This is a genomic window from Marilutibacter spongiae (genome assembly GCF_014145325.1).
GTDB classification, from domain to species: domain Bacteria; phylum Pseudomonadota; class Gammaproteobacteria; order Xanthomonadales; family Xanthomonadaceae; genus Marilutibacter; species Marilutibacter spongiae.
Map to the genome: position 1 here is coordinate 146,768 of NZ_JACHTF010000007.1, position 21,792 is coordinate 168,559.

General features: G+C 66.5%; 18 protein-coding genes, 1 tRNA gene and 1 pseudogene. 10 read left to right on the forward strand and 10 right to left on the reverse strand.

Going from position 1 to position 21,792, the window contains the following annotated elements; all coding sequences use genetic code 11:
• Nucleotides 1-35: 35 nt before the first annotated feature.
• The gene (phaR, locus tag H4F98_RS08315; RefSeq protein ID WP_141517396.1) at nucleotides 36-530 is read left to right on the forward strand and encodes a polyhydroxyalkanoate synthesis repressor PhaR; all 495 of its coding nucleotides are present in this window, start codon (nucleotides 36-38) and stop codon (nucleotides 528-530) included.
• An 81-nt stretch (nucleotides 531-611) separates the two neighbouring features.
• On the opposite strand, the gene H4F98_RS08320 is transcribed toward phaR, so the two are convergent.
• Both H4F98_RS08320 and H4F98_RS08325 read right to left on the reverse strand, forming a co-directional pair.
• Entirely contained in the window at nucleotides 612-1,538 is a 927-nt protein-coding gene (locus tag H4F98_RS08320; RefSeq protein ID WP_182686653.1) for a M48 family metallopeptidase, read from the reverse strand.
• A gap of 49 nt (nucleotides 1,539-1,587) precedes the next feature.
• Entirely contained in the window at nucleotides 1,588-3,429 is a 1,842-nt protein-coding gene (locus H4F98_RS08325; RefSeq protein ID WP_182686721.1) for an SUMF1/EgtB/PvdO family nonheme iron enzyme, read from the reverse strand.
• A 219-nt stretch (nucleotides 3,430-3,648) separates the two neighbouring features.
• Between H4F98_RS08325 and rnd the strand changes: the two genes are divergently transcribed.
• Nucleotides 3,649-4,749 carry a ribonuclease D gene (rnd, locus tag H4F98_RS08330; protein ID WP_182686655.1) on the forward strand — a complete coding sequence of 367 codons (1,101 nt, stop codon included), beginning with the start codon at nucleotides 3,649-3,651 and terminating at the stop codon, nucleotides 4,747-4,749.
• A 7-nt stretch (nucleotides 4,750-4,756) separates the two neighbouring features.
• On the opposite strand, the gene H4F98_RS08335 is transcribed toward rnd, so the two are convergent.
• Nucleotides 4,757-5,023, reverse strand: a complete 267-nt coding sequence (locus H4F98_RS08335) for a hypothetical protein (RefSeq protein WP_182686657.1) — start codon at nucleotides 5,021-5,023, stop codon at nucleotides 4,757-4,759.
• A gap of 155 nt (nucleotides 5,024-5,178) precedes the next feature.
• On the opposite strand from H4F98_RS08335, the gene H4F98_RS08340 reads away from it, so the two are divergent.
• The 4 genes from H4F98_RS08340 (at nucleotide 5,179) to H4F98_RS08355 (ending at nucleotide 6,800) form a co-directional block, all read left to right on the forward strand.
• A complete protein-coding gene (locus H4F98_RS08340; RefSeq protein ID WP_182686659.1) occupies nucleotides 5,179-5,658 on the forward strand; it encodes a hypothetical protein in 480 nt (159 codons plus the stop codon).
• Nucleotides 5,655-6,221: a hypothetical protein gene (locus H4F98_RS08345; protein WP_182686661.1), complete on the forward strand. Its 567-nt coding sequence runs from the start codon at nucleotides 5,655-5,657 to the stop codon at nucleotides 6,219-6,221. Before H4F98_RS08340 ends, H4F98_RS08345 begins: the two co-directional genes overlap by 4 nt.
• Before the next feature lie 113 nt (nucleotides 6,222-6,334).
• Nucleotides 6,335-6,410 (forward strand) — tRNA-Ala (locus H4F98_RS08350).
• A 183-nt stretch (nucleotides 6,411-6,593) separates the two neighbouring features.
• Nucleotides 6,594-6,800 carry an Arm DNA-binding domain-containing protein gene (locus tag H4F98_RS08355; protein WP_220479135.1) on the forward strand — a complete coding sequence of 69 codons (207 nt, stop codon included), beginning with the start codon at nucleotides 6,594-6,596 and terminating at the stop codon, nucleotides 6,798-6,800.
• Here H4F98_RS08355 and H4F98_RS08360 read toward each other — a convergent pair.
• Nucleotides 6,797-7,842, reverse strand: a pseudogene (locus tag H4F98_RS08360) (IS3 family transposase). The gene H4F98_RS08355 and the pseudogene H4F98_RS08360 sit on opposite strands and share 4 nt — an antisense overlap.
• Here H4F98_RS08360 and H4F98_RS17035 point away from each other — a divergent pair.
• Nucleotides 7,813-8,247, forward strand: coding sequence for an integrase arm-type DNA-binding domain-containing protein (locus H4F98_RS17035; protein WP_425487583.1), 435 nt, complete (start codon nucleotides 7,813-7,815; stop codon nucleotides 8,245-8,247). The pseudogene H4F98_RS08360 and the gene H4F98_RS17035 overlap by 30 nt on opposite strands.
• Before the next feature lie 6 nt (nucleotides 8,248-8,253).
• On the opposite strand, the gene H4F98_RS08370 is transcribed toward H4F98_RS17035, so the two are convergent.
• On the reverse strand, nucleotides 8,254-11,229 hold the full coding sequence (locus H4F98_RS08370; protein ID WP_182686663.1) for a DEAD/DEAH box helicase: 2,976 nt from the start codon (nucleotides 11,227-11,229) through the stop codon (nucleotides 8,254-8,256).
• A 2-nt stretch (nucleotides 11,230-11,231) separates the two neighbouring features.
• Nucleotides 11,232-12,026, reverse strand: coding sequence for a Hachiman antiphage defense system protein HamA (locus H4F98_RS08375; RefSeq protein WP_182686665.1), 795 nt, complete (start codon nucleotides 12,024-12,026; stop codon nucleotides 11,232-11,234).
• Nucleotides 12,027-12,259: 233 nt separating this feature from the next.
• Here H4F98_RS08375 and H4F98_RS08380 point away from each other — a divergent pair, with 233 nt between their 5' ends.
• The 3 genes from H4F98_RS08380 to H4F98_RS08390 all read left to right on the forward strand — a co-directional run bounded on the left by H4F98_RS08380 (nucleotide 12,260) and on the right by H4F98_RS08390 (nucleotide 17,589).
• On the forward strand, nucleotides 12,260-13,204 hold the full coding sequence (locus tag H4F98_RS08380; protein ID WP_182686667.1) for an IS30 family transposase: 945 nt from the start codon (nucleotides 12,260-12,262) through the stop codon (nucleotides 13,202-13,204).
• A 223-nt stretch (nucleotides 13,205-13,427) separates the two neighbouring features.
• Nucleotides 13,428-14,930, forward strand: coding sequence for a site-specific DNA-methyltransferase (locus H4F98_RS08385; protein WP_182686669.1), 1,503 nt, complete (start codon nucleotides 13,428-13,430; stop codon nucleotides 14,928-14,930).
• 4 nt (nucleotides 14,931-14,934) lie between these two features.
• The gene (locus H4F98_RS08390; protein WP_182686671.1) at nucleotides 14,935-17,589 is read left to right on the forward strand and encodes a DEAD/DEAH box helicase; all 2,655 of its coding nucleotides are present in this window, start codon (nucleotides 14,935-14,937) and stop codon (nucleotides 17,587-17,589) included.
• A gap of 450 nt (nucleotides 17,590-18,039) precedes the next feature.
• Here H4F98_RS08390 and H4F98_RS08395 read toward each other — a convergent pair whose 3' ends face one another.
• The 4 genes from H4F98_RS08395 to H4F98_RS08410 form a co-directional block, all read right to left on the reverse strand.
• Nucleotides 18,040-19,002, reverse strand: coding sequence for a DUF2268 domain-containing putative Zn-dependent protease (locus H4F98_RS08395; protein ID WP_425487584.1), 963 nt, complete (start codon nucleotides 19,000-19,002; stop codon nucleotides 18,040-18,042).
• A 208-nt stretch (nucleotides 19,003-19,210) separates the two neighbouring features.
• Nucleotides 19,211-19,894 carry an ATPase gene (locus H4F98_RS08400; protein WP_182686673.1) on the reverse strand — a complete coding sequence of 228 codons (684 nt, stop codon included), beginning with the start codon at nucleotides 19,892-19,894 and terminating at the stop codon, nucleotides 19,211-19,213.
• Complete coding sequence (locus tag H4F98_RS08405) at nucleotides 19,891-20,247, reverse strand: type II toxin-antitoxin system prevent-host-death family antitoxin (protein ID WP_182686675.1); 357 nt, start codon at nucleotides 20,245-20,247, stop codon at nucleotides 19,891-19,893. The genes H4F98_RS08400 and H4F98_RS08405 overlap by 4 nt, the downstream gene beginning before the upstream one ends.
• A 78-nt stretch (nucleotides 20,248-20,325) precedes the next feature.
• Entirely contained in the window at nucleotides 20,326-21,792 is a 1,467-nt protein-coding gene (locus tag H4F98_RS08410; RefSeq protein WP_182686677.1) for a hypothetical protein, read from the reverse strand.

Below are 21,792 nucleotides of genomic sequence, written 5' to 3' on the forward strand. Positions count from 1 at the left end.
TGCTGCAGGGCACCACGAACCCGAGTTCACGTTTCATGGCCGCAATCCGTGTCATCAAGAAGTACCCGAACCGCCGCCTCTACGACACGGAGATCTCCAGCTACATCACGATCGAAGACGTGCGCCAGCTGATCGTCGACGGCGAGTCCTTCGAGGTCCGCGACGCCCGCAGTGGCGACGACCTCACCCGCCAGGTCCTGCTGCAGATCATCGCCGAGCAGGAACAGGACGGCGAACCGGTGCTCTCCACCCAGTTGCTGAGCCAGATCATCCGCTTCTACGGCGACTCGCTGCAGGGCTTCATGGGCAGCTACCTGGAGAAGTCCATGCAGGTCTTCCTGGACCAGCAGCAGCAGTTCCGCAAGCAGATGGGCGGCATGATGGGCCAGACGCCCTGGGCGATGATGAACCAGCTGACCGAACGCAACCTGGCGATCTGGAAGGAATTCCAGCAGAACCTGTCCGGCAGCGTCGGCCAGACCCCGACCTCGCCGCCGGGCAAGCCCGAGGGCAAGCGCGGCTCGCGCTGAGCGCGACCGGCGCGTCCCGCGCCACCCGTCGGCACGCAGAGCTTCGAAGGGCGCCGATCGGCGCCCTTCCCGCATGGGGCGTCAGCGCGCGCCGTCGCCCTGGCAGTATTTCGCCCTGAACGCCTCCGCCTGCGGCATCAACGCCTGCAGCGCGGCGATGCGATTGTCCGGATCCGGGTGCGTGGACGCGAACTCGGGCGGGCGCTGACCGGCGCCCAACTGCCCCATACGTTGCCAGAGCGGGACTGCCTCGCGCGGATCGAAGCAGGCGGCCGCGGCCAGCATCAGCCCGACCTCGTCGGCCTGGGTCTCGTGGGCCCGGCCATAGGGCAGGATCAGCCCGTACTGCGCACCCGCGCCCAGCGCCGCCATCACCGCCTGCTGCTGTTGCGGGTCCATGCCGCCCACGGCCATGCCGGCGGCGACCTGGCCCATCTGCACCAGCTTCTGCTGCGCCATGCGCTGCGAGCCGTGGCGCAACAGCGCATGCGCGATCTCGTGGCCCATCACCACCGCCATCGCGTTCTCGTTCTGCGCCACCGGCACCAGGCCGGTGTAGACCGCCATCTTGCCGCCGGGCAGGCAGAAGGCGTTGGCCTCGTCGGACTGGATCACCGCGACGTCCCACTTGAAGTCCTGGTACGAGGTCGGCACCTGCTGGTTGTTGGCCGCGGCCAGGTCGGTGGCCACCTGCGGCACCCGGCTCACCAGGCGTTGCGCGATGGCGCGCACCTGCTGGCTGACCTGGGCATCGGCCGGCACCAGTGCGCCTTGCGCCCGTGCGTCGCCCAGGACCTCCTGGAAGGCCTGCACGCCCAGTTGCACCTCCTCGTCGGCGCTGGCGCCGTAATGCGCCGTTTCGCCGGTATACGGGTCCACCTCGGCGCTCCCGAACCATTGCCATGCCGCATAGCCCGCGAACAGCAACAGGATCCACCAGCGGAACCCGCCACCGCGCCGCCGGCCCGTGGCCTGGCCGCGGGCCTGCGATCTGGGGTCGACTCTCATGCCACCTTCCTCGTGTCGTGACGGCTGCGGCAGCGGGGATGCCGGCCCTTCAGATTTCCCTTACCACGCGGAACCCCACCCGCGCGTTCGTGGTGTCCTTCTGCACCGACAGGCGCCACGCCGAGCGCGTCTGCTCGGGCGAACTGGCCCAGGCACCGCCGCGCACGACGCGGTTGCGGCAGCCCGGGTTCACCCATGCGTGCCCGTCGCGCGGCGCGCGGCGGTAATTGTCGTGCCAGCAGTCGGCGACCCATTCGCTGACATTGCCAGCCATGTCGTGAAGCCCGAATGCATTGGCCGCGTAGCGCCCCACCGGGGCCGGTCCCCAGGCCTGGTCGGCATAGCCCTTGAAGGCATTGCGCCAGCGACGGCCGCTGGGCGAGGCGTCGCGACCGCCGGTGTAGTTGCCCGATCCCGCCGGCGGCGTGCCGGTGCCCCAGGGATACGGGCCGGTGCCGCCGGCGCGCAACGCGTACTCGAACTCCGCCTCGCTGGCCAGGCGGTAGGTGTGGCCGGTCTGTTCGGTCAGCCAGCGCGCATAGGCATCGGCGTCCGATGCGCTGACGTGGATCACCGGCAGGGCGTCGTCCGCCGGCTGCCCGGTGTAGTCCGACTGCGGGCCGACTCCACTGCGCCGGACCAGGTTGCCGCTGCGCTCGTCGTAGGCCGTGGAATAGCCGCGACGCGAGGCGCGGGCCTCGAAGTGCGCGGACGCCTCCATGAACCGCCTGAACTCGGCGACGCTGACCTCGGTGCGCCCGACCGCCAGCCCGCGCTCGAAGCGGATGTTCCGGGTGGGTCGTTCGGCATCGGTGGCGCCGGCTTCGCCTTCCGGCGCGCCCATCGTGAACGCACCGTGGGGAATGACGACCATCTGGGGCCCGCGCCCGCCGTTCTTCATCGCGTCGGTGAACACCTGGCCCGGCCGGAACAGGCCGTAGTGGGTGGCCAGCTCGATGCGTTCGCGCAACTCGACGGCCGCCGGGTCGCCCTTGGGCGCGATCCGCAGCAGTTCGGCCAGGTGCTCGCGGGCCTCGTCCAGGCCGTCCTCGCGCGACAACGCCGCGACGCCGCGGTCGCGCAGGTCGCCGACCCGGGCGGCGCGCAGCGCGTCGATGCGCCCGCGCGCATGTTCGATGGTGCCCAGTGCCTGTTCGGGGCGTACCCGCGCGGCCTTGGCCAACCAGCCGGCGGCGCCGGCGTAGTCGTTCGATTCAGCCGCCTGCTCGGCGCGCCGGATGAGCGCGCTCTCGGCGGCCGCCAGGCCTTGCCGCGCGCGCACGTCGTCGGGGTGCAATTCGAGGGCCTCGTGGAACTTGGCCAGTGCGCCGCCCTCGCCTTCCTCGCCGATCCGGCCGTCGGCGAGCGCCGTCTCGCCGAGCCGGTTGGCCTGCTGCGCGCGATCCATGACGTCCAGGCGGTCCAGGTAGGCCACCACCGCCGGGGCCTCGGGGGCCACCGAACGCGCCACCATGCCCACCTCGTGCGCCTCGCGCAGCTTGAGCGGCTCGCCATCGATCGCCGCGAGCGCCGCGTCGCCCTGTCCGACCAGGGCCTCGACGGACGCGTCCAGGGCCTTGGCGACCCCGGTGTCGTCGGGTGCCCGCGCCCGCAACGCAAGGTACAGCGGGATGGCGCTGTCGGCATCGCGGTACAGATTGCCCGACGCCAGCGCGGCATCCGCCTTCGCACGGGCGTCCTCGACGCCGTCGTCGCCGATCTCGACCGCCGGCGCCTTCCACGGATCGACCGGCGACACCGCCTGGTCGGCGCTGACCGTGACCACCGGCGCGTGCGCGGGCGCCGGGGAGGCCGCGTCACCGCCCTTGCCGTCGCCGGGCGACGCCGCCTCCCGGCCACAGGCCGACAGGGCCAGCAGCGCGATGGCCATCAGGCCCGGCAGGCAACGACGGACGAACGGCAATGTGGGGCGCGGTCTGCGCAAACATCCTCCACGCGGGATTGGCGGCGCGTCGTGTCGGCACGCCGGCTGGGTGCGGGCGCCGGCCTGTGCCGGCATGTCCGGATGGACCCCGGTCGTTCTCGTACCCGCAGAAAGTAGGCTATTGTCGCCTGCATCAGCAACTTCCGCCGCATCGCCCCATACCTCGTGCCTGAACTGATCACCGACCCCGCCGCCCTCCAGGCGCACTTCTCGCCCCGTCCCGCCCGCATCGGCCTGGACACCGAATTCATCCGCGAACGCACCTACTGGCCCCAGCTGGCGCTGGTGCAGATCGCGATCGAGCGCGGGGACGCGCTGGAGATCCTGCTGGTCGATCCGCTCGCCCCCGGCATCTGCGAGGCCCTGGCGCCGATCCTGGCCGACGCGGCCATCCTCAAGGTGATGCACAGCCCGAGCGAGGACCTGGTCGCCTTCCGCCATGCCTGCGACGCCGTGCCTGCACCGCTGTTCGACACCCAGCTCGCCGCCGCCCTGGCCGGCATCGGCCATGGCCTGGGCTACCAGAAGCTGGTCGAGCAGGTGACCGGCATCGCCTTGGCCAAGGGCGAGACCCGGTCGGACTGGCTGCGCCGCCCCCTGTCGGCGTCGCAACTGGAATACGCCGCCGACGACGTGCGCCACCTGTTCGAGATCCATGACGTGCTCGAGGGCCAGCTCGACGCCCTGGGCCGCCGCGAGTGGCTGGTCGAGGACGCCACCCGGACGATCGCCCAAGCCGCCGGCGACGGCCTCGACCGCTGGCCGCACCTGGGCATGCGCAGCGCGCAGTTCCTCGATGTGGAGGCACAGCGTCGCCTGGTCCGCCTGCTGCGTTGGCGCGAGGCCCAGGCCCGGCGCAGCGACCGGCCCAAGAGCTGGGTGCTCGACAACGAACTGGCCGTCACCCTGGCCCGCAACCCGCCCATCGACCTGGCCGGCCTGCAGCGCGAGCTCGACGCCCATCCCAAGGCGCCGCGCAAGCTCGCCGCCGCCATCTGGGACGCCCTGGACACCCCGCTGGACGACGAGGCCGAACTGCCCGACGCCAGCATCGGCGAACGCCGCGACCGCAACCGGCTCAAGAAGCTGCAGAACGCGGTCGCCGCGCGCAGCGCCGAACTCGGCCTGCCCGACGGCGTGCTGGCGTCGCGTCGCTGGCTGGAAGCCCTGCTCGACCATGGCACCTGGCCCGATGCGCTGGCCGGCTGGCGCCGCGAAGCGCTCGAGCCCAGCCTGGCCCCGCTGCTCGCCGAACCCGGCCGCTAGCCGCGCCTCACAACGACCAGGGGCGGATCGGCGTGATCGCCCCGCATGCCGTGCAGCGCCGGCCGGGCATCGCAATGCCGTCGGGCCCGCGCGGATTGCCCCTGGAGCGGTGGTCGCCGACATTCACGAAGCAGGCCAGCGCCGCGACCACCGCGGCAGCAAAAGCGAACAGCGCCGCCCCCGCGAACCCGGCCCACCACGCAAGCCCGGCGATCGCGACGAGCGCGAGCGTCGCGCCCAGGAACACGCCGGGGGCGTCCGCGCCCAGGCGCATGACCGCGCCGCACTGCCTGCAATGCATCTCGCCCCCGTTCGACTCCACGCCCCTGGGACAGCATAGCCCCGCCGGCGACGACATCGTGCTCGCGAGTGCTTGCCGCGCCCCCGCCGCTTGCCTACGCTCCTTCCAGGGGACACGCGAGGGGCACGATGCAGATCGAAACGGACACGGGCGGCCACGAGCGCCTGTTCGTGGAGGGCGCGACGATGGGATCGTTGCTGCGCTTCCTGGAGCCCGACATCCCGCATGTCTGGATCCTCGGCCATCGCCCGGAACCGGCGCTGCGCTGGTTCACCGCCACCGTCCCGCTGGACCGGGGCGGTCGCGGCTTCCAGGGCGAGGTGCGACAGCTCGAGTACGACCTGCAGATGCGCACCGACGCTTTCATCGCCATCGCGACCGATTTCGAACGCCACGGCATCTTCCTCGTTCAGGCCCGCAACCCCATGCCCGACACCCTCTGGCTCCCCCGCATCCCGGCCGATCGCCAGGACGCCATCCTCGCCGCCAACGGCGCCGTCCTCACCCTCGCCCTGCCCCACGCGGTCGAAACCGCGTGCGTCACCTGCTTCGAACCCGGCCGCTTGGCGCGCATCCTCGCGCGCACCGACACGGGAGCGACGCCATGACGCACCGCGACCTCGCGCCACGGATCGCCGCGGTCCTGGCGGGCCTCGCGCTCGTGCTGCCGATCGCGCGCGCCGACAGCTGGGCACCGCCACGTCCGAGCGCCGTCGCCAGCGAAGACGGCAACCTCGTCGCGCGCATCCTGCCCGGCGAGCGGCACGGCCAGGCCGCCCAGGCGCAGGTCTTCCGGTACTCGGCCGCGGACGACGGCTACGTGCGGATCCGCAATATCGCCCTGCGCAACCCCGTGCTCCCGCTGGAAATCCTGCTGGACGACGACGGCACCCTCGTCGCCATCGACAATTACGGCGCCATGGGCTCGGGCGAGGTCCTGGTGGTCTACCCGCCCGACGGCGAGCCGCGCGTTCACCTGGACCTGGCGACCATCGTCGGCGAAGAGGCCCTCGCGGAAACCCCGCACAGCGTCTCGTCGATCCTGTGGCGTTGCCGCCCGTCGCGACTCTCCTACGACGGCCAGGCGGTGATGCTCTACGCGCAGCCGGGCCTCCAGATCCGCGTCGACCTGCGCGACGGCAGCGTGGTTCGCGAGGCGAGCGACTGCTGAAGCAGGCGGCATCGGGACGGGCGACGTCTGTCCAAGGCGCGGGACAGGATCAACGGCGCCGCCGCCGGGGACTTGGCGTACGCCCCCGCGCCCGCTACAATCCCCGCCTTCGTGGGGCGGTAGCTCAGCTGGGAGAGCGTCGCGTTCGCAATGCGAAGGTCGGGAGTTCGATCCTCCTCCGCTCCACCAAGTTACCGTCCAGTACGGTACAACGAAGGCCGGCAAGTCATTGAATTTCATGGCTTCCGGCCTTTTTTGTGTCCATTGCAGTTCGGAAAAATCCAGCCGAACGTATGGTCAGGTGGGGGCAAATTTGGGGGCAACCGAGGTATCCACCCTCTAGTTGCCCCCAGACGGGGCAGGACTCTTCCCATGGCCCTTACCGATACCGCAATCCGCAAAGCAAAGCCCATCGACAAGACCCAGCGCCTCTTCGATGGGGGCGGCCTCTACCTGGAAATTTCGCCCGCCGGCGGCAAGTGGTGGCGCTGGAAGTACCGCTTCGGAGGCAAGGAGAAGCGCCTCTCCTTCGGCACCTACCCCCGACGTCCCCCCGCCTTCAGTAGCGGGGCTCTCTAGAGTCCGTGGTTCATCGTAGCGGCTTTGGCCGCCAACTGTTCGGCATATTCGGTCGGGGTCAGGCCGCCCAAGACCTTCTTCGGTCGCTCCTCGTTGTACTCCCGCCGCCAGGTCTCGATCTCGGTGCGAGCGTGCAGCAGCGTCGGGAACCAATGCTCGTTGAGGCATTCGTCACGCAGGCGCCCGTTGAAGCTCTCGATGTAGGCGTTCTGGTTCGGCTTGCCCGGTTGGATCAGGCGCAGCTGGACGCCACGCTCATGGGCCCATTCCACCATCGCCCTGCCGCAGAACTCCTTGCCGTTGTCAGTCCGGATCACCGCCGGCAGGCCGCGGGTCAGCGACAACCGCTCCAAGACCCGTACCACGCCGTGGCCAGAGATGGCCCGTTCCACTTCGATCGCCACGGCCTCATGGGTGGCATCGTCGACGATGGTCAGCGCCTTCAGCAAACGACCCTCGGCGGTGCGATCGAACACGAAGTCCATCGACCAGACCTGGTTGGCCGCCTCCGGCCGCAGCAACGGCTGGCGTTCGCCCAGCGGCACCTTCTTGCGCTTGCGCCGGCGTACCTGCAGCCGGGCCTCCTGGTACAACCGTTCCACGCGCTTCTAATTCACCGGCCACTGCTCCTGCCGCAGCTTCAAGTAGATCATCCCGACGCCATAGCGCCTGTGGCGCTGCGCCAGCGCCAGGATCCGCTCGCGCAGCTCGACGTTGCGATCGGGACGTGGGACATAGCGCAACGCACTGGCACTCATCCGCATCGCTGCCAGCGCCCGTCGCTCACTGAGTCCCCGATCCACCAAGTGCCGCACCAGCATCCTGCGCGCCGGTGCGGTCACCACTTTTTTCGCAGGGCATCCTTGATCACGTCGTTCTCGAACACCTGCTCGGCCAGCAGCTTCTTCAGCCGGGTGTTCTCCGCCTCCAGCTCCTTCAGGCGCTTGGCGTCCGGCACGCTCATACCGCCGAACTTGCTGCGCCACAGGTAGTAGGAGGCTTCGCTGAAGCCATGCCGGCGGCACAGCTCCTTCACCGGCATGCCGGCTTCGCCTTCACGCAGGAAACCGATGATCTGTTCTTCGGAAAAGCGCTTCTTCACGTCCAATCTCCTTCTGCTTGGGGATTGGACTCCAAATCGCCGTGCTACTCAAAGGTGGGGGGACGTCGCCCCGACACCAGCCTGGCCGATGCCCGAGAGCGGCGCGACGCCGCACGCAAGCTGCTGGCCGCAGGCATCGACTTTGGTGAACATCGCAAGGCGGTCAAGGCTGCAGGAGATGCTGCAGCCGCCAACTCCTTCGAGGTCGTAGCTCGCGAATGGTTCGCCAAGCAAAAGACCAAGTGGGCCGATAGCCACGCCGACGGGTCGCCAGGCGCGATCGGAAGTTCCAAGCTCTTTCACAACCGTCCGTGCTATCGGGGTAGAACCCCTCGCGCGCGTTAGTGGGAATCAGGAGAGGTCCTGCAGGGTGTTGGCGTAAACAAGTTCACCGAGGTAAGCCCGCCAGCCATCGACATGCTGCCGCAGGGCTTCGCGCGCCTGCGTCCGGATCGTGGCGACATCGGGTACTGCGCCCAGCTGGACAATCGCCGTACCCAGGGCCACATACGCCTTGCGATGGCGAACACCGCCCGCCGCCAACACCCGCGCTGGTAGGTTCGGCGCCCCGAAGCGTAGCTGCTCGGTAAAGGTGCTCACACCCGCGGCGATTTCGAGGCCATCGGCACGCAGGCGTCGCGTGATCAGGCTGATACCTTGTTCGACCAGGGTCTGCAGAGCGAAGTTGATCACTCGGGTATGGACTGCCAACAGCTTGTCCATGTCCACCTGTAGCTGCTCGGAGATTTCGAGAAAGGATGCTCCCGCCATCCAACGTCGGACGACTTCGAAGAAGGTCGGCTTGGCAAGCGCAGAATCATCCCCCTCTGGGCGGAAGGTCTGCACGACCGCTTCACGAAGGTCGGCGTGCGTCCAAGCCCACTCCAGAATCACCGTGCGCAAGTCGTCATCTAGCGGGTCGACGGCAGCCTGCCAGTTCGCTCGTGCTGGCAGCAGGTCGCGTTCCACTGAGGTAAGAAGGCGCACCTTAGCGCCGGTATCCCTCACCCAGGCCAGTTGCCCCGTAGGCCGCAGCCCGATGAGGCGCCGGGCCCGCAACTCAAACACGTTGCGGAGCAAATCCGCTTGCCCTTGGGGAAGCTGCTGCGCGGCAAAGGTTTGTTCCGCGAGCTCGCGGGCGCGTGCAACGAACGCCTCCTCGCCAACCTCCTCGGAGATCAGATCAATCAACGTGGAGTCGACGCCATCGGTCACCGGATGTACGGCTTCGACTTGTTCCAATAGCTCATTGTTCAGCGCGATTCCCTGTTGCGCCAAGACGATACCTAGGCGCTCGATGAGGCCGCGAAGCGAGCCTCGCACCGGCTCACCGGCAACCTGATCGGCTACCCGGCGCACGAGATGCCATTGCCGCGGATTGGCACAGATCACCAAACCCTTCGTATTCGCGCCGGCGCGCCCGGCACGACCGACGAGATTCTTGATGTCGCGCGCGAGCATGGGATCGGGTTGGCCGGTGCGGCTCTGGCGCTGCACCGAGTAGAGCACCAGGCTCCGGATCGGGAGGTTGACGCCTTCGGCGAGGGTGCTCGTACAGATCACCAAGCGAACCGTGGCATCCCGAATTAAGCCTTCAAGGACCTCGCGGGTTTCCTGTGGGATGTCGCCGTGATGCAAAACCGCACCATGTCGGACCACCTGGGCACCTATCCAGGCGTTTCCGTACTCACCCTCGAGGTAGGCAATGCAGCGCTGCAAGGTGTCCTGGTTGGCGTACGCGAGAGGCGCAGGTAACGGAAGCGGTCGCGCCAGTTGCTCGACCAGCTCTTCGGCCAGCCCCACGGCGCCCTGATTTCCGCGCTTGTTAGCCGCAAAGATTGCTGTGGTGCCCATTGGCAGGACCTTGCGTGCCGCTGCGACGGCCTGCGTCTTGACCGACCCGAACGCATAAGTGTTCAGTCGATTGGTGTGAGGGTTGTTAAACGTGAAGCTTTCGCGATTGAGAAAGTTCGTGATAGTGAACTGCCGCTCTTGCGCTTCGTGCGGGTGCATTTCCAAGCGCACCGCAATGCCTGCGCCCTTTCCATCCGGCTGCAAGAGCGCGTATTCGGCTACAGCCGGCCGATATGTGCTACGGATGACTGTGCTTTCGTTGCCGCCCAACCAGGCATTAATCTCTTCGATATTCGGCACGATCGCCGACACGAACACGAAGCGCGGCGGGTGCTCCGCGCGCGACTTCATGCGCGCGAGCAGCAGTTCCAACCCAATACCGCGGCCACCGCCATCGAGCAGATGGCCCTCGTCGCAGATCACTAGCGAGATCCGCCGCGCGAAAGCGGGATCGGCGCTAAGAATGCCTGAGAGAGATTCCGGGGTCGCCACCATTGCTCGGAGTTGTTCCAAGCCGTGGACTTCGTCACCTGTCGGGACCGTGCCGCCATACGCACATCGCGCCGGCAAGCCCATCTGGTTTAGCCGCCGCACCAGCGTGCCGCGCAGCTCTGAAGCCAACGAACGGAAGGGCACCAAGAGGATGGCGGCGTCGCCGGGACGGGAATGAAGGTGCCAATAGAGCAAGGTCTCGCACAATGTGGTCTTGCCGGCCCCGGTCGGCATCTGCATGGCATAGCTGTCGTTGTTCGCCAGCAGCCCACCCTGGATGGCCTGGATCTGTGAGGGGAAAAACTCCCACGTCGACGGTTGCCGATCCGCCAGGGAGTGGACCAGCGGCGTCCAAAATGGGTGGCTGCCATTCGGCAGTACAGCCCGTAGGTTGGTGTTGCGAAATCGAGCCAGCAGTCGACTCAGCAACCGCGCGACGATCCACGCTTCCGGGCCGTCCTCGAGCGCCGCACTGGCCTGGGCTTCCGCCGCCGCGACCCGGGCTGCGAACTGGCCGATCGCTCCTTCCTTGAGCTCGGCTTGGATGGCCCGGGCGAGCTCAGACTCCAAGGTCGCCGGTCGCGCCAAGAAGTCAAAGCACGCCGCCCGTAGGCTGCCTGCATCCTCGGGGCGACTGGACTGCCGCATGGCAAGACACGCCGACGCGGGAAAGTCGCCAAAGTAGAAAGCCGCCGAAGCAAACAATGCGGCATCCTCTTTTGAGATGCCTCGATCTCGCAGCTGCTCTTGGGTGGTCTCGATCGAGAACTGCAAGAACGCATTGCCGAGCTGCGCCCAGTCCGCGTTGGACACGTCGGGCGCGCGCAAATTGCTGAACAGCTCACCGACCAGTGAGATGTAATAGTCATCGAGCCGATTGTCGATTCGAGACAGATCGATCGGCAGCTGTGCGAACTGGAAGTGACGAAGGTGCCGGGCGGTGTCGGCATCGTTGATCCAGCGTTGCAGCGACGCGCGCACGATCAGGCCACCGACTCGATAGCCGCAGCGTACACAGCCGTATAGGTTGCATGCAGATTTGGCACGCCGATCACTACCAACGTGTACTCCGAATCCGCCTCGGTCGGCGCCGATACCAGCTCATCGTCGAGGAGCGCGTTACTGATCACCGCTACCGCGCGAAAACGCTTGGATGCGGCCGGGCTATCGACTGCGTCGATGAAACGATTGAGCAAAGGAATGTCCACATCACCCAAGTTAGTGGTCACGGCCCGATCCCGAAGCCAGACCAGGGTATTGGCCAAGCGACTGATTCGGTCCTTCTTGCAGTCAGCAATCGCATTCGCGATCGGCTGCGAGGCCCCGTTGGTAGCCTTCGCCTTGACCTCGGAACACAGGATGACATCGGCTTCGCTGGCATGCGGCCGGTTCGGCATCACGAAATGGACGACGTCCGACTTCGGGGCGGGCTTGGTACGGTCCTGCTTGAGGCGCCACTTTTTCGGGCCGATCGCGGTGGCAGGCAGTTCCCGCGCGGCTTGATAGAAGTAGCCCAATACCTCCCCGAAATCCCCAGACATCGTAGAGCCGGCGTCCGGCAGCACCGAGCGTACGACATCGGCACGTGTCACCCCGTGCTGTTGCACGGCCTGCTCGATGGCTGCATCGGTGATGTAGCAGCGCCGCAGAGGCACGCCCATGGCTGCTGCCAACTCCGCCACGTTCTGGTCGCTGACCCGAACCAAGACGTAGGGCTGATCCTGCTCATGCGGAAACCAGGCGACTGCGTCTTCAAAGTCAAACCCGAGCTCATCCATTAGCGCGTCCCGCTTGTAGTCGAACGCCGCGCGATCGCTCCACGGAGGAGCCGACCTAGCGCGGGCCTGAGAGATGCGGGGTCCAGTGTGCCCGAGTTTGCCGCGCGGGCGCTAGGCGCCTACGCCCCCCTTGATTGATACCTGGCGGATTAACCCGCGAAGTGCAATTTCCTTGAACTGAAGCGGGCCAGGTGCCGTAGCCTGCGCCGCTTCACCGGCAAGTGGAGTTGCACATGAGCTATGGACACCTGACCCTGGAGCAACGCTACCAGATTGCGGCGCTGTATCGCGCAGGGCATTCGCACAAGGCCATCGCTGAAGCGATTGGCCGCCATCCCAGCACCGTCGGCCGCGAGTTGCGCCGCAACCGCGCGGGTGCAACATACGTCGGTTCGGTAGCCCACGGGCACGCCAAGCGCCGCCGGCACGTGGCCAGCTCGCGTCCGCAGTTACCCGCCGCCACCCTGGCCTTGATCGATGAAGGGCTGGCCGAGCGCTGGAGCCCTGAGCAGATCCGCGGGCGCAGCGCTTTGCTGGGCCACGGTCGCATCAGCCGGACGACGATCTACCGCCATATCCATCGGCGTGGCCTGCGTCACCAGCTGCGCCTGCCCAAGCGCCGACGCGGCTATGGGCGTGGTCGGCCGCAGCGCTTCACCGACCGCAAGTCGATCCATGAGCGCCCGCTCGAGGTGGCCGCCCTGAGCCGGTTGGGCGATTGGGAGCTGGACACGATCCGTCCAGCCCGCGGCGGTGGCGTGATCGTAACCATGAACGAGCGACTCAGCGGCTTCATCCGGTTGGGCTGGCGCCCCAACGGAAAAGCCGACGAGGTCGCCCACGTCATCGGCTCGCGCCTGTGGCCGTTGCGCCGCCACGTGCATACCCTGACCAGTGATCGCGGCAGCGAGTTTGCCGAGGATACGGGGATCGAGCGCGAGCTGAAGGCGGCAATGTATTTCGCCGATCCGCACGCGCCCTGGCAGCGCGCTCGCAACGAGAATCACAATGGCCTGGTTCGCCAGTATTTCCCACGCACCGCGGACTTCAGCGCGATCACCGCCGAGCAGTTGCAACACGCCGAGGATCAGCTAAACGACCGTCCCCGCAAACGGCTGCAATTCCTGACGCCGGCCGAGGTATTCTTCAACTACGAACGCATTGCACTTCAGGGTTGAGCCCGCCCCTGCTAGAGGACCAGGTCGCCTGGCAGCGAAACAGCGATCCGACCCAGCATCGGCGTGGGTGCATCGTCACGGCTGTCCGCGCCAGTCTGCCGCTCAGGGGTGGGTCTAACCCCCCATTGGCGGGTATCATCGGGTGCGACGACGGCGCAGCGAATTGCGCTGTCTTTATGTTCTGCGGGCGGTGGCTAGCCCGCCTTTCGCTTGGGGAAACCGAATGCCGTGGCTGGAGTGGCACAACCGCAATGACGACTTGAAGGCGACGGCGAAGACGCCGTACCGCCTGCTCCAACCGATCCAATCCCTATCCCACGGCGACGAAGACGCGCCGAACATGCTGATCCAGGGCGACAACCTGGAAGCCTTGAAGGCATTGTTGCCCTACTACGCCGGGCAGGTGAAATGTATTTTCATTGACCCGCCCTACAACACGAAAAGCGCGTTCGAGCATTACGACGACAACCTGGAACACGCGCAGTGGCTTTCTATGATGTATCCGCGCATGGTGCTGCTGCGCGAACTTTTGAGTGAGGACGGTTCCATCTGGATCACGCTGGACGATAACGAAGCGCATTATTTCAAGGTGATGTGCGACGAAGTGTTCGGCCGTAAAAACTTTCTAGGCAACATCGTTTGGAACCATAGCGTCCAGTCGAAGGGGTATAGCGGGAAACTATCTGTTCATCATAACCATGTGCTCGGCTATCGAAAGTCAGACACTTTTGAACTCTTGGATTTGCCACGCACGGACGAACATAACGTCAACTACTCGAACCCCGACAACGACCCAAGAGGCCCTTGGCGGTCTGGCGACGTTCGCAACTCACTCGTTCGCCGAAACCTGATGTACGACATCAAGGCACCCGGCGGAAACATTATCAAGCACCCGCCGAAGGGCTGGCGGTTTAGCAAGGAAACATACGAACGCGAGCGGGAAGAAGGAAAGATTATTTTCTCCGCAGACGAGACGCGGATAATCCGGAAGATCTATCTCGCAGATCAAGATGGACGCGTTCCTGAAACTCTGTGGTTTGCCCAAGATGTAGGGACGACACGCGAAGCCAATAAGGAGGTTCGCGCTTTCGTTGAGGGCGATTTTTTCGAGACGCCTAAGCCTGAAAGGCTTATTGAACGGATACTCCGGATTTCAAGTAAGCCCGGTGATTTGATCCTTGACAGTTTCATTGGTTCGGGAACGACAGGTGCGGTGGCCCACAAGATGGGGCGCCGATGGATTGGCGTAGAAGTAGGAGAGCACGCCAAGGACTTAGCCCAGCCGCGATTGAGGGCTGTTGTTGACGGGGAACAAGGCGGCATTTCCGAGGCGGTCGGCTGGCAAGGCGGCGGCGGGTTTCGTTTCTACCAACTCGGCCCAAAGGTGTTCGACGACCAGGGCCGGATCAATCCCGACATCAAGTTCGAGCACCTGGCCGCGCATATCTGGTTCGCGGAGACCGGCACCGCGCGTAGCACGCGCGCCATGAAGTCGCCTCTGCTGGGCGTCCACAACGGCACCGCGTACTACCTGCTCTACAACGGAATCCTGGGCGACAAGACGCTTGCGGGCGGCAACATGCTGACCATGAAGGTACTGGCGGGCCTGCCGAAGCATGATGGCCCGATGGTGATCTACGGCGAAGGCACGAACATGACCAACGACCGCCTGCGCTCGCTGGGGATCAAGTTCAAGAAGACCCCCAACGACATCCGGGCGAGGTGATCCAATGGACTTGAAGGACTACCAGGAAAAATCCCTCGCGCGGCTGGCCGACTTCCTGCGCGCTGCGCGCACGGACGGCATTGCCGAAGCGTTCGCCGCGCACGCGCACCCGGACGCCAAGACCATGCTGGTGCCGGACTACCGCAACCTGCGCGACAAGGACGGCGCGGACTTGCCGAGCCTGCGCGGCGTGCCGTATGTGGCCATACGCATTCCCACCGGCGGCGGCAAGACCCTGATGGGCGCGCATTTCATCCGCTGCGCGGCGGACAACTGGCTGGAACGCGACCGCCCGCTGGTGGTGTGGCTGGTGCCCAGCCGCACGATCAAGCAACAGACCCTGGACGCCTTCAAGAATCGCCGCCACCCCTACCGCCTCGAACTCGATGCGGCATTCGGTGGCCAGGTGTCGGTGCTGGACAGCGACGACATCGAACAACTGACGCCGCAGGAACTGGCCACGCGCACCTGTATCGTCGTTGCCACGATGGCGGCGGCGCGCGTCCACGACATTGATATCCGCGATTTCTACGCCCACAAAGAAGCGCTTGAACCCCACTTCATCGCACTGCCGAAGGACGCGCCGCTGCCGGACCTGGAACAGACGGAGGACGGCAAGGGGCCGCGCTTTTCGTTCGCCAACCTGCTGCGGCTCCACCGCCCGCTGGTGATTACCGACGAGGCACACAACGCGACCAGCGACCTGTCCGGCGTCGTGTACGAACGCCTGGCCCCCAGCGCAATCATCGAACTGACCGCCACGCCGGACATGGCCACCAGCAACGTCCTGGTGCGCGTGTCGGCCTCGCAGTTGTTCGCGGAGGAAATGATCAAGTTGCCGGTGCTACTGGAAGAGCACCTGGACGGTTGGGACGTGGCCCTGCGCCATGCGCTGCTACGCCGGCAGGAACTGGAAGAGATCGCGAAAAAGGAAGCCGACTACATTCGCCCGATCCTGCTGATCCAGGCGGAGCACAAGGGCGGAGAGGCGACGGTCGAAACCATCTACGAGCACTTGACCAGTGAAGACGGCGAACGGATCGAAAAGGACTGGGTGAAGATCGCCACGGGAGACCAGCGCGAACTGGACGGGATCGACCTGTTCGCGCCCGACTGCCCGGTGCGCGTCATCATCACGATGGAAGCGTTGAAGGAAGGCTGGGACTGTTCGTTCGCCTATGTGCTGTGCTCCGTGTCGGGAACGAAATCCGCGACCGCCATCGAGCAGTTGTTGGGCCGTGTACTACGCATGCCCTACGCGCGCACGCGCGACCAGGCGGCGCTGAACAAGGCTTACGCGCATGTCGTGTCGCCCTACTTCGGCGCGAAGGCGGTCGAGTTCACCGACCACCTGGAAAGCATGGGTTTCTCGCGGCTGGAAGCCGCGCAGAACCTGCCTGTCCAGCCGGCGCTGATCCCCGACGGCGGCGAGCACCCGGCGCTCAAAATCGAAACCGTGCGGTTCACCGCAACGAAGAAGCCGGACTTGGCGAATGTGCCGGCGGGCGACCTGCGCAACATCACGATTAAGCCAGCCGAAGAAGAAGGCAAGTTCGAAGTGGAGGTCAAGGGCGCGATCCAGCCGGAGAGCGTCGAGGCCATCGCCAAAGTGTTCACCGGCAAAGCCAAGGAGCAGGTGCGCACCTCGCTGGAACAGCACAACACGCGCGCCAAGTTGCGCGAGACGCCCGCGCAAAAGGGCGTGAAGTTCGAGGTGCCGCAGTTGTCGATCAAGTTCGGCGACCGCGTGGTGCCGGTCGAGAACGACCTACTAGTGGAGGATGGATTCTGGAATCCGGCGGACGCGGCGGGCACGCTGGATACGCTGGCCTTCGACACGCGCACGCAGACCTGGGAAATCGACATCGGCGAGAAGGCGGTGAAGATGAACATGGTCCAGGAACCGCAGGCCGAGTACCTGTCGGGCCTGACCGGCGACTGGGAAGAAGCCGACCTGCTGATATGGCTGGAAGGCAAGGTCGTCCAGAACGATGTTCGCCACGAAGCGATGATCGAATGGATCGCGCAGGCCATCGCCCCGTTGAAGCACAAGGGATACAGCCTGGGCCAACTGGTGCGCGGGCGATTCATCATCGCGCGTCGTCTGCTGACGCTACTGGACGAGGCCAAGGCCAAGCGCGGCAACCAGGCGCACCAGCGCTTGTTCGCCCTGGAGGAAGTCGTGGTCGATCCGGCGGTGGTATTCAAGTTCTCGAACCTGGCCTATCCCATGCGGTCGCCGTGTCCGGCACCGATGGAGTGGCCGAAGCACTATTACGAGGTGCCAGGCGACCTGCCGTATCGGCGTAAGGACGGCGAACTGGCCGAGGAATACCGCTGCGCGACGGCCATCGAGCGCAACGCCGATGTGGAGGTGTGGGTGCGCAACCTGGCCCACCCGACGCAGTTCCGGTTCCCGACTGCGACCGGCTCTACCTATCCCGACTTCATCGCGAAGTTGAAGGACGGGCGCATTTTCGTTATCGAGTACAAGGGCGATGACCGCTACGACCACCCGAAGAATGTCGCCAAGCGGGCGGTGGGCGAACTGTGGGCGCGAAAGTATCCGAACGGCATCTACCTAATGCCTCGCGACAAGGACGAAGAAGGCCGCGACATAGACCAGCAGATCGCTGCCGCAATAGCGGCTAAGCGATAGAAAAGGACCCTTTCAGAGACGGGGTATGCCGTTCGCAGTTGGATGACGAGTTCGCTTTTCAACTTGCAGATGGCTTGCCCTTCACTGGCAGATGGTGGAAGTTCTCGTAACCCGGCTCAGCGAGATTGCTCGCGTTGTCCCACTTGAAACGACCCGGCCCAATCCACCAAACTGAAAAAGCAGAAGCACCCTGTCGGCACCCGCTGGGGGCAACTTTGGGGGCATCTGAACAGGAAGCCTCGCAACAAATTGAATTGAATCAAGTAATTGGCCTCGTTGTTTGGTAGCCCTCCGCCCACCAGACATCCAGCATGAAAAAGCCCCGGTCCTGCCGGGGCTTTTTCGTATCCGTCGCCTTTGCGTCGCCGGACATCGAGCGACCGGGCGCCAAGACGGACGTTCGGGAGCCTGCACGATCGCCTGCGTACGGGCGGGCCCCTCGACCGGTTTCTATCCGGCCGGCGTGGGCGTTTCCCGGTCATCGGGCATCGTCATGCCCGGTGTCCAGCCGCTGGCTTCCAGGATCGCCTTCGGGTCTTCCAGCTCGATGAGCTGCTTCAGCGCCTTCTTGCGGTCGTTCGCCTGCAGGTAATACGCCTTGGCGATGCGGTAGCCGACCCAGTAGCCCATGTCGTAGGGCGCGTCCGAGCCGGGCCGGTAGTTGTAGGCCCACTCCGACAGGTCGGTGCTGTCGATGTCCCGCAGGAACGCGGTTTCGATCTCTGCTTCCCGGCCGACGGTCCAGCGTGCCAGGCCGGGATTGCCGACGCTGCCGGAGGTCAGCTCCGAGATCAGCTCGGCCACGCCTTCCAGCAGCGAAACGCGGAGTACAGTGACGCTGGGATCGCCTTCCTCGAAATCGGCCCCGGGCTGCTGGACGTGGCCGTATTCGTGCAGGATGGTCTGGACGAAACGGTCCTCGGGATCGGGATTCATGAAGTCCGCGGCGCACAGCGCCTCCAGGCCGATGAAGAGGCCGTTCTCGTTCGCCGTGCCCACCGGTTTGCCGCGCCCGACGACAATGGCCACCGGCGGAAACCGGGCCTCGGGACAGAGCTCGGAGAAGGTGGCGAAGGACGCGGTCAGTCGCTTCTCCACGTTGGGAAGCAACGCCATGCAGGCCCGCGCCTGCTCGTAGATCGCGGGGTCCTTGGCGATGCGGTCGGCAATGCTCTGCGCGGTGACGCGGCGCAGCTGGGCGAACTCCTGCAGGCTGGGCGTGGCTTGGGCCAGGTATTCGCGCTCGATCTGCTCGACGGTCGGCTTGCCTTCAGTCGCCTCGTACAAGGCGTAGAAGCGGGTGACGTCGCCGGTCAGGATGTCGGGCCCCTGGGGCGGTCGGGCCTGCACATCGATGCAGGCTGCAAGAAGCGCGAAGGCGGCGAGAAAACGCAAGTGACGAATCATGGACATGGGTTCCTGCTGGAGGATCCACCCCCGGCAGGAGCGGCAATGGGGGCGGCAGAGCGGATGCGCGCGCCCTGTTCACACTAGCATGCAGTCCTACTGCGACGTGTGCGCCATGGGGCGGTTCGTCCGCGGCGACACGGCGTGCCGATAATCTGCCGCGCGTTGCGCCGATGGAAGCGCCCGGGTGATCGCGATGCCGGGGCTGCCTGGCCTAGCCGCGGCGTTTGCCGCCGCGCGGGGCGGGATCGCCGCCCACGTTCGCGGGCGACGGGCCCATCGCGGCTTCCAGCAGGGGCTTGGCCCAGTCCGGGGTCTGGCGCAGTGCCCTGAGCGTGGTCGGCCATACCAGCCGCCCGCTCCTCATCTCGGCCACTTTCAGCGGATCGGGTATGGCTTCGCCCGGCGCAGCCTCGACGCTGTTGTCGAACACCAGCAGGTGCGCGATCCGTGGCATCAGCGCGATGAGGTTGCGCAGCGCCGCGGGATAGCGCTCACGGATTTTCGCTTCTGGAATGTCGTGGCCACCCGCGGCGACGCGCGCTTTCACCCGCGCAAAGTGCAGCTCCGGCGAGGACAGGCCGCAGAACCACATGAGCACGTCGTGCGTGCCCGCGGCGGCCTGGATCGCGGCGGGCACGGTGCGGCCGCCCAGGGTCGTCTCGAACGCATGGTCGCTGCCCGTGGACAGCGCCAGGTCGAGGCGGCGCATGCCCTCGCGCCAGGCGATGGCGTTGGCTTCGACCGGATCGCAGCCACTGCCGGCCACCAGCTCGCGGGCGAAGCTGTCGGGGTTGAACCATTCCATCCCCGCCTGTCGCAGCAGGTGGCCGCCCACCGAGCTCTTGCCCGCGCCGTTGACGCCGGCCAGGACGAACAGGACCGGCCTGTCGGTCAATGCGTGGCCCCGGCCTTGACCTTGCCGTCGAGTCGGGCGGGCTTGCGCATGACCTCGCGCAGGCGCTTGCCGGCATCGGCGCCCTGCAGCGAGGACAGGCGCTCGTCGAAGCGCTGGCGCAACGCCTCCAGGGCGTCGTCCTGGCGGGCGTTGGCTTCGCGCAGGGCCTGCATGATGGCCTCGTAGTCGCCGATCGAGAGGATGACCGCCTCGGGTTCGTTGTGGTGGGTCACCACCACCGCCCCGTCGCGGCCGACGGCCTTCATCACCCCACGCCAGCCGAGCTTCTTGACGTCCGAAGCGGGCTTGCGCGGCAGGTCCTGCAGGGGTTCGAAACGGGGAAGCGCGGCCATGGTCTGCTCCTGTTGCGGCGGGGCCATTATACGCTTTTTATCCAAATTGGCCCAATTTGCCTTTTTGGCCTGTTTTGCCTAGCCACCGCCCTCCCCGCCGGTCGTCGCCGTGTCCGAACCCGCGCCCGTGGTCGCTTCCGAACCGCCGCCCGTAGCGACGTCGCCGCCCGCCTCCGTGCCGCCGCCCGCGCCCTCGCTGGCGCCGCCCGCTTCCGAGCCGCCCCCCTCGCTGCCGCTGCCTTCCGAGCCACCCGCGGCCTCTTCGCGCCGGGCGGTGCGGTCGCCGCCGGGCACTTCCAGCGGCTGTTCTGCCGGGCTGGCGGTGCCCGCCCGCTCGATGGCGCTGTCCACCGCACCGCGACGCTCGCGTTCGGCCTCCTGCTGCGCCTGCAGGCGCTCGGCACGGACGGTCGCGGGATCGGTTTCGGCGGCGGGGTTGATCGAGGCCTCGCGGATGCGATCGGCCTGCGAGCGCGCCGCCATGCGGTTGAGCGGCAGGTAGTCGCTGCGGAAGTTCAGTTCCACCGAGGAACTGAGTTCCAGGTCGGTGTTCATTTCCTCGGTGGACTGCGAGCGCTGGGTGGAGACGTAGCCGATGTTGTTCTCGATCTCGGCGCTCGCGCCCCAGGGCCCGACGCCGAAGCTGCCGGCCGCGCGCACCCGGTTCTGCAGGCTGAACTGGCTGCCGCGGTCTTCGTTGGCCGCGCTGCGCGTGTCGACGTGGAAGCGCATGGCCGCGTTGATGCGCCCACTGTCGACGACGATCCGGTGCATGCCCATCATGACCATGGTCGCGAGCATCTGCTGCCGCTGGCGCGCGAGGTGGCGTCGAGCGAGCGGGACCAGCTGCTCGGGATTGGACGCATCCACCGATTCGCCGGGCTCGATGCCCAGGGTGGCGCGGATGGCCGCCTGGTCCGGCATGGAGGCGCCGTCGCGCAGGCGCAGGCGCACGTCGGCGGCGTCCTCCGGATCGGTGTCGAAGTCGGGATCGGGCGTCTCGTACTCGATCGCATCGGGGAAATGGTCGGCCACCCACTGGCGGACCTGGGCCAGGCCGAACTGCGTGCGCTCGAAACCTTCCGCCGACGCCGACACGGCGTTGAGCAGTTGCACGTACTGATGCATCTGCTGCGTGCTCGAATCCAGCATCGCGCGGAACACGCCGTTGATCAGGTCGGTCACGAAACGCGGGAACGACACCGCGTTGAGCACCGCCTGGGTGGTGCCCGCGACGCGGTCGGCGGCGGCGGCGAAGCCGGGCTGCGACTGCGCGCGCGCAAGCGGTGGCCGGCCGCGCCCGGCGCCTGGCGCGATCTCGCGCTGGGCACGGTCTTCCTCGGCGATCAGCTCGGCCGCCAGCGCCGACACCTGCACCATCGAGCGGGCCAGGCTGCGGCGTTCGTCCACCGACAGGTGGCGATAGTTCGGAGAACGCTCCAGCACCTCGCGCACCGCGCCGCGGATCCACGGCGCCGGCGTGCCCGGTCCAAGGGCCGGTCGGGCGCCCCGGGGCACGGCCTGAGCAGCGGCCAGGGCGGCCAT